Origin of the sequence: Algoriphagus aurantiacus (assembly GCF_035156405.1) — a bacterium.
GTDB lineage: Bacteria > Bacteroidota > Bacteroidia > Cytophagales > Cyclobacteriaceae > Algoriphagus > Algoriphagus aurantiacus.
This window is the reverse complement of record NZ_JAXRUT010000058.1, coordinates 1-8,195: the sequence shown is the minus strand read 5'-3', so window position 1 is coordinate 8,195 and position 8,195 is coordinate 1. Positions and strand designations below refer to the sequence as shown.

Annotated in this window: 7 protein-coding genes; 3 read left to right on the top strand and 4 right to left on the bottom strand. The window is 38.2% G+C overall.

Features of this window, described 5'->3' with window-relative positions:
• Positions 1-441: 441 nt before the first annotated feature.
• Both SYJ56_RS25590 and SYJ56_RS25585 read right to left on the bottom strand, forming a co-directional pair.
• Positions 442-903, bottom strand: a complete 462-nt coding sequence (locus tag SYJ56_RS25590; protein ID WP_323839212.1) for a cupin domain-containing protein — start codon at positions 901-903, stop codon at positions 442-444.
• Between the two features lie 145 nt (positions 904-1,048).
• Positions 1,049-2,161 (bottom strand): nickel-binding protein, encoded by a 1,113-nt coding sequence (locus SYJ56_RS25585; protein WP_323839210.1) that lies wholly within the window; start codon positions 2,159-2,161, stop codon positions 1,049-1,051.
• A gap of 793 nt (positions 2,162-2,954) precedes the next feature.
• Between SYJ56_RS25585 and SYJ56_RS26030 the strand changes: the two genes are divergently transcribed.
• From SYJ56_RS26030 to SYJ56_RS25575, 3 genes are read left to right on the top strand one after another with little or no spacing between them, the layout of a single operon-like run.
• Positions 2,955-3,110 (top strand): SRPBCC domain-containing protein, encoded by a 156-nt coding sequence (locus tag SYJ56_RS26030; RefSeq protein WP_416377835.1) that lies wholly within the window; start codon positions 2,955-2,957, stop codon positions 3,108-3,110.
• Positions 3,107-3,271: an SRPBCC domain-containing protein gene (locus SYJ56_RS25580; RefSeq protein WP_323839208.1), complete on the top strand. Its 165-nt coding sequence runs from the start codon at positions 3,107-3,109 to the stop codon at positions 3,269-3,271. Before SYJ56_RS26030 ends, SYJ56_RS25580 begins: the two co-directional genes overlap by 4 nt.
• An 11-nt stretch (positions 3,272-3,282) precedes the next feature.
• Complete coding sequence (locus SYJ56_RS25575; RefSeq protein WP_323839206.1) at positions 3,283-3,618, top strand: VOC family protein; 336 nt, start codon at positions 3,283-3,285, stop codon at positions 3,616-3,618.
• Between the two features lie 595 nt (positions 3,619-4,213).
• Here SYJ56_RS25575 and SYJ56_RS25570 read toward each other — a convergent pair.
• Both SYJ56_RS25570 and SYJ56_RS25565 read right to left on the bottom strand, forming a co-directional pair.
• Positions 4,214-4,651 (bottom strand): response regulator, encoded by a 438-nt coding sequence (locus SYJ56_RS25570; RefSeq protein WP_323839205.1) that lies wholly within the window; start codon positions 4,649-4,651, stop codon positions 4,214-4,216.
• Between the two features lie 861 nt (positions 4,652-5,512).
• Positions 5,513-8,146 carry an ABC transporter permease gene (locus SYJ56_RS25565; protein ID WP_323839203.1) on the bottom strand — a complete coding sequence of 878 codons (2,634 nt, stop codon included), beginning with the start codon at positions 8,144-8,146 and terminating at the stop codon, positions 5,513-5,515.
• Positions 8,147-8,195: the final 49 nt, after the last annotated feature.

Genomic DNA, 8,195 nt, shown 5'->3' with positions numbered 1-8,195 from the left:
TCCTGCCACTTACAGAACAGGGAATAGTACGCTTCGTTGCTTGTCTTTTTCATCCTGCAACATTATACATTCAGGACTCAACTATCAATATGGTTTTGTCGGATGCATACTAACATCTGCAACATCCGCGCACATTACAATCATCCCCGGATGTTTATCGATCATTCCATTATACACTTTTCTGGAATTGTTATAGTCAGGATCAGAAGGCATTATTACTTTCCCCCTTAGTTTTGAAACAAATATTTCTATTTCAGGCTCCAAAATATCTTTGATTAAGCTCGTCATATTTTTATTATTAAATTTTTCTGATTAAAAGAATTAACTAACTAATTCTAGTTATAAGTTAGGTACGACAACAAGTAAACTTAGAAACAAGTAAAACCACATGCCATTTGTACTAGTGGCTTTTATAGTACAATTAGCGTATGCTAAGACAATTTAATCTTTAGGAAATGCATCCAATGGTTCTTCAAAGGCAATAAAAAGTACACAAGGTCCTGCATCACCACAAGTAGCCGTATGAGGTTTCTTCGCTGGGCCATAGGCATAAGATCCCGCCTTTAGAATTTGAGGGTTTTCCCCTGTGTATGTCACCTCAAGTTCACCAGTAATAAGTATCATGCGTTCTGTAGAGTTATGCCAATGGCTGGGGATCTCTGAATTTGCATCCACTTTAAAAAAAACATCTAAATTATTTTTACTCGGATCACCGTGTAAAATGGCTATTTCGCATCCGCTAGGCATAAACGGAGGACAGGGGCCCCAGTTTAAATCGGAATCTTGTGCTGTTTTAACCAACGATAATTCCGCTTCGTTAGCCCCTGTAGTTTGTGCCGACATTGCAATTGTAAGAAGTAGACAAGGGACAAGGAGGCAGATCTTTTTAATTGAATTTTTCATATTGAACAATTTAAGTTTTGCTTTTGTGTAGTGATTTGGAATTCCAACCAGAAATTCCTTATGCTAAGGAAAACTATTTTCACTATACACTACAGCACTTTTGACCCAAAGAATAAGACAATTGATTCAACCAGTTCACTCTAATTCAATTTGCTTTTGATCCTTTCATGAAACTTGTTGGTAATAAACCAAATTGCTTTTTAAATGCCCTTGTAAAATATGCAGGACTGTTAAAACCCGTTTCATAAGCGATTTCAGAAATATTGAGCATTTGATTATTCAATAATTGCAAAGCTCTATTTAACCGATATTCTTTTAAAAAAGTGTTGGGTGATTTCCCTGTTAGTGGAATCATGCTTCGGTACAATTTGGATTTACTATATCCTAAATCTTTAATAAACCGGTCAATATTTAAAGTTGTACATCTCCATTCCCTATCAACATAATCCATAAATACGTTTAAAAATTTCTCCTCCGTTAAACTTAATGCATACACAATTTCCTCGTCGATGGAAATATTCAAATTTTCGCTTTCATACAAATCCTTAACCTCGGGAGTTATAACTATCTGTCCTTTAACAAAGGAGCATAATCGTTCTGCTGTTTTAATAGTATCTTCAAAAATATTTTCCTTTTCAGTTACGGGCACACCTGCGCTTAAGCCCATATTTACAGTAACATCAGAAAAAAACGTGTTCTCGACAGTCATATTTAGCATGGTTTGAATGTTGATAGCACACAGAACTGCATTTGTAACCGAATCAAAAGACGCTAAAAAGTAATCTGACTTTTGCTTAACTATACTTCCATTAAACGTATTTATTTTTTTAACTATGGCATTACCATGACTCTGAAAAACTGAAGGTAATTCTTTAGTTGCTGAACCTTTTAATGATAACAGTTTTATTCCGATCACCATTAGTGTTCTAAAAGCAGGATCATTGATAATGTTCAATTCCGTCTTTTGAGATTTTTCAGGATCTTCAATGCGCCCTAGAAATGATTCTACTACTGCGTCATCCACTTCAATTATCCGGTGAGGAATTTCACCATGGGCTTTATCATGCATCATTTTAATTGCCTCTTTATTCGGAGCGTCAATTAAACAAAATGCAGTTTTCCTTTTGCCGTCAAACCAATAGGTTAAACCTTTACAATTATACAGATGTTGTATTTTTAAATCTTGTTGATGTAACTGTGCTACATTCTCAGCAGTAACTGTTTCGGAAACATCGTGGCGGTCCATGTAAATTGGCATCTGATTAGTGTTTAGTTTTTATACCCTTACTGCATTTAAATATTGTTCTGTTTATTGTATTGTATTGCTGATCAGCTTTAGTCGAGTGAAGGCATCGTGCCTTGTCCATAATTTGTTTTCTGTCCTTTCAAAATGGAACTTGGAGGCAACAGAAGCATTTAAAATTAGTGGTAGTGAAAAGAGTAAATTAATTTCGTCCACAGGTTAAGATACTAAAAGTCGATGAATTATGCGATTACAGTGACCCATCCATTTTTTCTATAATGTGTTGCCAACGTTGTTTTCATGGCTTTCACTTTTGTGATTCATTTTCTTCGTTCTGAAATTCTTTTGCAAATTTGTAGGCAGACGATAGTATTCTATCAGAAGTAATACGATAAATAGAAGAAACGAATCTGTACAAAGATTACAATTACCCGAAGGGCAACCCTTCGAACATTCACTACTAAGATCTAGTTGTTATTTACAGTACTTTCCCGCGTTCTTGATTGTTTTCGGCAGTTATTTATTCCGCTATACTTTAGTGTTGTGTCCCTATCCGTCATCCAACTTCCCATGGAAAAACCGCTGCCTGAGAAGCTCATTAAAAAGATTGTGGGTTTCAGGAAAAAGGAGGCAAAAAGTAAAAACAAAAAACAAATTATTCACTAAACAGTAAAACCATGAAAAACAACTCAGTTTCATTACATAGGATAATTAAAGCAAGCCCGGAAAAGGTATTTCGGGCATTTGCAGACCCTATACCAATTCCTTTTGGTTTCCTCCTTATGGCTATCTTTGTACCGTACAGGAAATGAATTTTAAAGTAGGGGGATCGTTTAAAATGACCTTTATTAATTTCAGTACCGAAAATGGCCATTCCTTTGGGGGCGAATACCTGGAAATAAAGTCCAATGAACTTATTAAATACACCGATAGGTTTGACGACCCCAGCTTACCCGGGAAATGACAACCACGATACAGCTCCAAAAAGTCTCATGTGGCACTGAGCTCAACGTGTTTCAGGAAGGGATTCCCGATGTTATTCCAGCTGAAATGTGCTATCTGGGCTGGCAGGAATCCCTAGAGAAATTGATAAAGCTGGTTGAACCTGAAATTCCAGATGCCTGATTTAATCCAATATGATAGCACATAATAATTATAAAGCAATGAGTGCCGTTTTTATAACATTCTCCGGAAATTGTAAAAAGGCACTCACCTTTTACCAATCTTGCTTTGGGGGCGTATTACGGGTGAAATCTTTTGAAAAGGAATTACATGCCAATAAGGAAATTGTAGTGAGTGGATCGCTGCTTGCCGAGGGAATAACCATTCACGGTTCGGACCTGGTGCACAACGAAGGAAGAAAACTGGGGAACTATATTTCTATTTTTTTAGACTGCAAAAACACGAAAGAAAGAAGGGGGCTTATTGAAAAACTGACCGGTGATAAAAAGAATCTTGTTGACGGGAATTAGGATGACCAAAAACTGATTGAGCTAACGGATGCTTTTGATGTTCGGTGGGTATTGGGGATTTCTAGATAGTATCAATTGTATATCATACACACTTGGTACAAAAAGGGCCTCCCACTTCAGAAAGTAGCGGCCTTTTGCCTATCACCCAACTATAAAATAACTTCCCGCCTATACCAAGCCCGTCCTCGATCTTGGAAATCCGGGCACTCTCAGGGCAAATTCCAAAATCTCATCCTATATATCGGTCCAAAGCTAAAATGATATGTGAATTATTTCCCGACGCCTTGCACTACCCTACTATCCTTTGCAAATTGAAATTGATTTCTTGTTTTGGTTTATGGATTCTTGACAGGAAGAATGATAAATATTACCCAGCTCCCAAAATTCTACGGGACAACGCGGTCTAAAAAATGAGCCTATTTGCTAAAAGAAGAGCTAACAATTGGTGGCAATCAGGAGATTGTGGTTAGTAAATCAATCTACACCGTTCGTGACGACACGAACGGAGACGAAAGTTATTTTGTTCTAGCTAAGATCCTCTTGCAAATCATGTAGACTAGTTTTTTTCCAAATCGACTAGTCCTAAATCATTAATTTATTGTTGGGCATTTTTGATATAATTGGGAGATTCGCACTCTTGCCAATACTCGACGATTTTCATCATCATCCTTTTAAGATTTTCAAAACCGTTTGGTTTGACAAAAAATCCTTGGATTGACCTTGAATAAGCGTCAATAACATGCTTTTGTTCTGCACTTGTGGAAAAAAAAAGGTAAGGAATGGACTTTAATCTCAAATCCTCATTGTTATGAACTTTTTCACGTAGTTCCAGTCCATTCAGTTTAGGCATATTTATATCAGAAAGAACCAAGAATGGTTCAACATCTGTCTCAATTAAATATTCCAAGGCTTCTTCACCATCTTCAAAAAAAATAAGTTTGTTGCTGTAATTCAGTTGCTTAAAAACCTCGACCAAAATCAGCTGATCGTCCATGTCGTCTTCAATTATGATAATTGGGCCCCTTTTGTTCATTTTTTATAGTTATGTGTATGGGTTAATTGTCAATTTTTTTTTAAGCTATGGACTAAAATGGAATGAGGCACATAGTGTATGTGTATAAGCTGGAGTGTGATCATTCACGAAACGGCTAATATAAAAACCCGCGCATGGAAATCAAATTCTCTCACTGGGTGAAGAAACATTTCTGTTAGGACTGGAGTAATTTGATCAGACCACATCCGGGTCCAAGGCTAAAACAGACTGCCTTATTGGATTAGCCTCGCCCTACTCTCTATCCTTTCCTATCACGTAAAGCTTTCGGGTGCAATTGGTTCTTCTGCCTCACCCTTCCCCAATCACTTGCTCCCAAATTGCAAGCGCTCGGGATTAAAATCTTGGGACAGGCTCTGAAGGAGAGGGTGATTGGTTATGCTAATCGAAGTTGAATCCTCGATGACTCTCTTAAAAAAGCATATGCTATGATGCGATGAACTACCTCTGACGCTATAAACATAAAACCTTTATTGTTTGATATGTCTACCGCCAATTTGCTGTTATGAATTAAGTGAATAAGGTAAATGAAATATAATCGTCTTGTGCTGGGATAAAAGTATCCGACCTTGGTATGCTGATTTTAAGTACTAGCTCAAACCTAAAATTATACGTATTGGAGACTGCTGCACAAAAAAGATTACAATAGAATTGCTAAATGCCCGGACTAAAAAGCATACCGCATCGACAATAAATTTCCAGTCTGCTTTGCGTTTTTTTAAGTTCTCTATAGCGACGGTCGTACTTCCAGCAGATCACTTTCAATGTAATCCAGGAGTCTTGGTCGGCAAAACCAGCGAAAGAAACAAAGAGGGAGGTGGGCTGGTTTGGTTTTCATATAAACTACTCTGATTTCAAACTATCCACAGGGTTGGTCATAGCTGCAATTAGTGAATGTGAGACTACTATAACTAGCGTCATCAGGAAGACAGCCCCAAAAGGAAGAGCAAACATCCACCATGATAAAGTGATTTGAAAGGCAAAATTCTCTAACCATAGAGCGGCAAACCAATAGGCCAATGGTGTTCCCAAACCTACTGCGATCACACACATTAATATATATTCCCGGGAAATCAAGCCAAGAATACTGAATACTGATGCGCCTAGGACTTTTCTGATGCCAATTTCCTTTTTTCGCTTGGATACGTTAAGCGAGATCATACCAAACACTCCTGTAAGTACAAGTATCAGCATAAGTACAGTAGCCATGGAAGAGCCTTTTTTCAGTTGAAGCTCTGTGGTATATAACATTTCCAAACGATCATCAGCAAAAGCATAAGAAAAGGGATCATCCGGGAACACCTGCTTCCATACCTTTTCAATTTCCTGAACAGATTCCAATAGATTTCCACTTTTCAATTTGAATGAATAGTACCTGAATGCATTAAAGTCACGGTTATGCATAAAAGCAACCGGTTTTACAGTGTTGTGCAACGATTCAAAATTAAAATCATCCATAATACCGATAATGGTATATTCAACATCTCCAAAATTTTGGATACCCACTTTATCACCTACCTGCAGTTGCATGTCTTCTTGTGCTGCCTTGTTAATAACTATAGTATTTGGGATCCGGCCTTCACTGGTCGACAGGAATTTCCCATCTATCATATCAATTTCAAATACATTCAGATAGTCCTCGTCCACTGAGCTGATAGCGGTTCTTATTCCTTCATCAGGCGACTTGCCAATCAGGTAGATTTTGGCATCCACAGGACTAAGCCCAAAGCCTGGAGCACCCCAGGATAACGATGCCGACTGAATGCTGGGTGACCGCAGAAATTCCTGCTTGGCGGATTCCATTTTTTGAAAGCCTCTTTCAGAGAAAATCCGGGGTACGGAATCCACAACTAGAACTTGGGATTTGTTATATCCCAGATCCTTCTCAAGAAAAAAGGAAACCTGTTGTGATAACACAATGGCCATTATAAAAATAAAGATGGTAACGGAAAACTGAATCACAACAAGGCTTCTCGAAAACCGGGTAGTTCCTTCTATGGATTCAAGCTTTCCTTTCAAAGATTCAATTGGCTTGGTAAGCGACAAGTAAATTGATGGATATATACCTGCCAAAACACCAATGAGCAAAACCCCTATTGACACCATCATCCATAGGAGAAGAGGGAATTCTGTCACAGACAGCAAAGGAGAACCCAGTATGTCTCCAAAATAACCATGCGACAATTGATAAAACAACAATGCCCCGATGCCTGAAATCAAGCTTAATACAGTCGATTCACATAAAAGTTGAACCACCACCTGATGCTTCATGCCACCCATGACTTTGCGTACACCAACTTCCCTTAGGCGGGAAATCGAACCTGCAATAGAGATGTTGATGAAATTCACAATAGCCAGCAACAAAATGAAAAATGCTATAGCGCCAAGGGAAACAACCAACTTCTGCACCGAACCATTATTTACCTTCAGATAAAAGTTCTGGAGAGGGTTGAGCACAATACTTCTTCGCTCAGCTACCTGAGGGGCATGATCTTTCAGCAGTGTATCGATAATTGAATTTGCTTCCTGAGGGGAAGCATTTTTTGTAAGTTTCATATAAGATATGATGTCAGTTGACCAATCATCGATATCCGTCTGGCTAAAAAAATCCCTGGTGTTTTTAAACGAAATAAAAACCTGGGCATCCATCTTCATGAAATCAGAGACAGAGTTTTTCTTTTGCATATCAGCGATGACTGCCGTGATCTGAAACTCCTTTAATCCACTTTGCTCGGTTGAAACAAGTAATGTCTCGCCCTGAACTTCTGTTTTGTTAAAATATAGACGGGCAATTTTTTCTGTAATGACTATTGAGTTCGGTGTTGTCAAAGCAGTTCTGGCATCCCCGTGAAGGGTTGTAAAGCCAAAAAGTGATAAAAAAGAGGAATCTCCCATCATGCTTTGGATGCGAAAGTGTTTGTCCTCTTTAGAAATTGTAATGTTGCGATCGAAGAAACGATAGTATCCATCAAATACCGTAGGATACTGCTCAACTGCCTGCTCCGCCAAAGGTGCTGGTGAAAACCATTCAAAATTCTCGTGCCCGGCACGGTACCTACTTTCCAGAAGATACAGTTGGTCTATATCTTTTAGGTTCTGGTTGACCTCTAATTCTCCATATATAAAAACCGTGATTAGTAAGGCAAAAGCTATCCCTATAGTCAAGCCAAATACATGGATTGCCGAATACATCTTGTTTCGGATGATCACTCGAGATGCGATTTTAAAATAACTTTTGAACATACCCGAAGTGTTTAAATTTTGAATAGGTTTAATTGGTCTGATAATTCCTGGACGAAACAAAAGCAGAACATCAATAATAAATTTCCAATCAGCTTTTCGCTTCCCGGATTCCTTAAGTCGTCTTTGATATACTTCCATCAAATCTCCCTCGATATAGTCGAGCATTCTGGTATGACAAAACCACCGGAAAAATCCAAGGAACAGTTTGGGAGGAGAAGCTTCTACTTTTTTCATGTGATTATAATTGTTTTTTAAAGGTCATAACCTGTCCCGTGACGAAGGA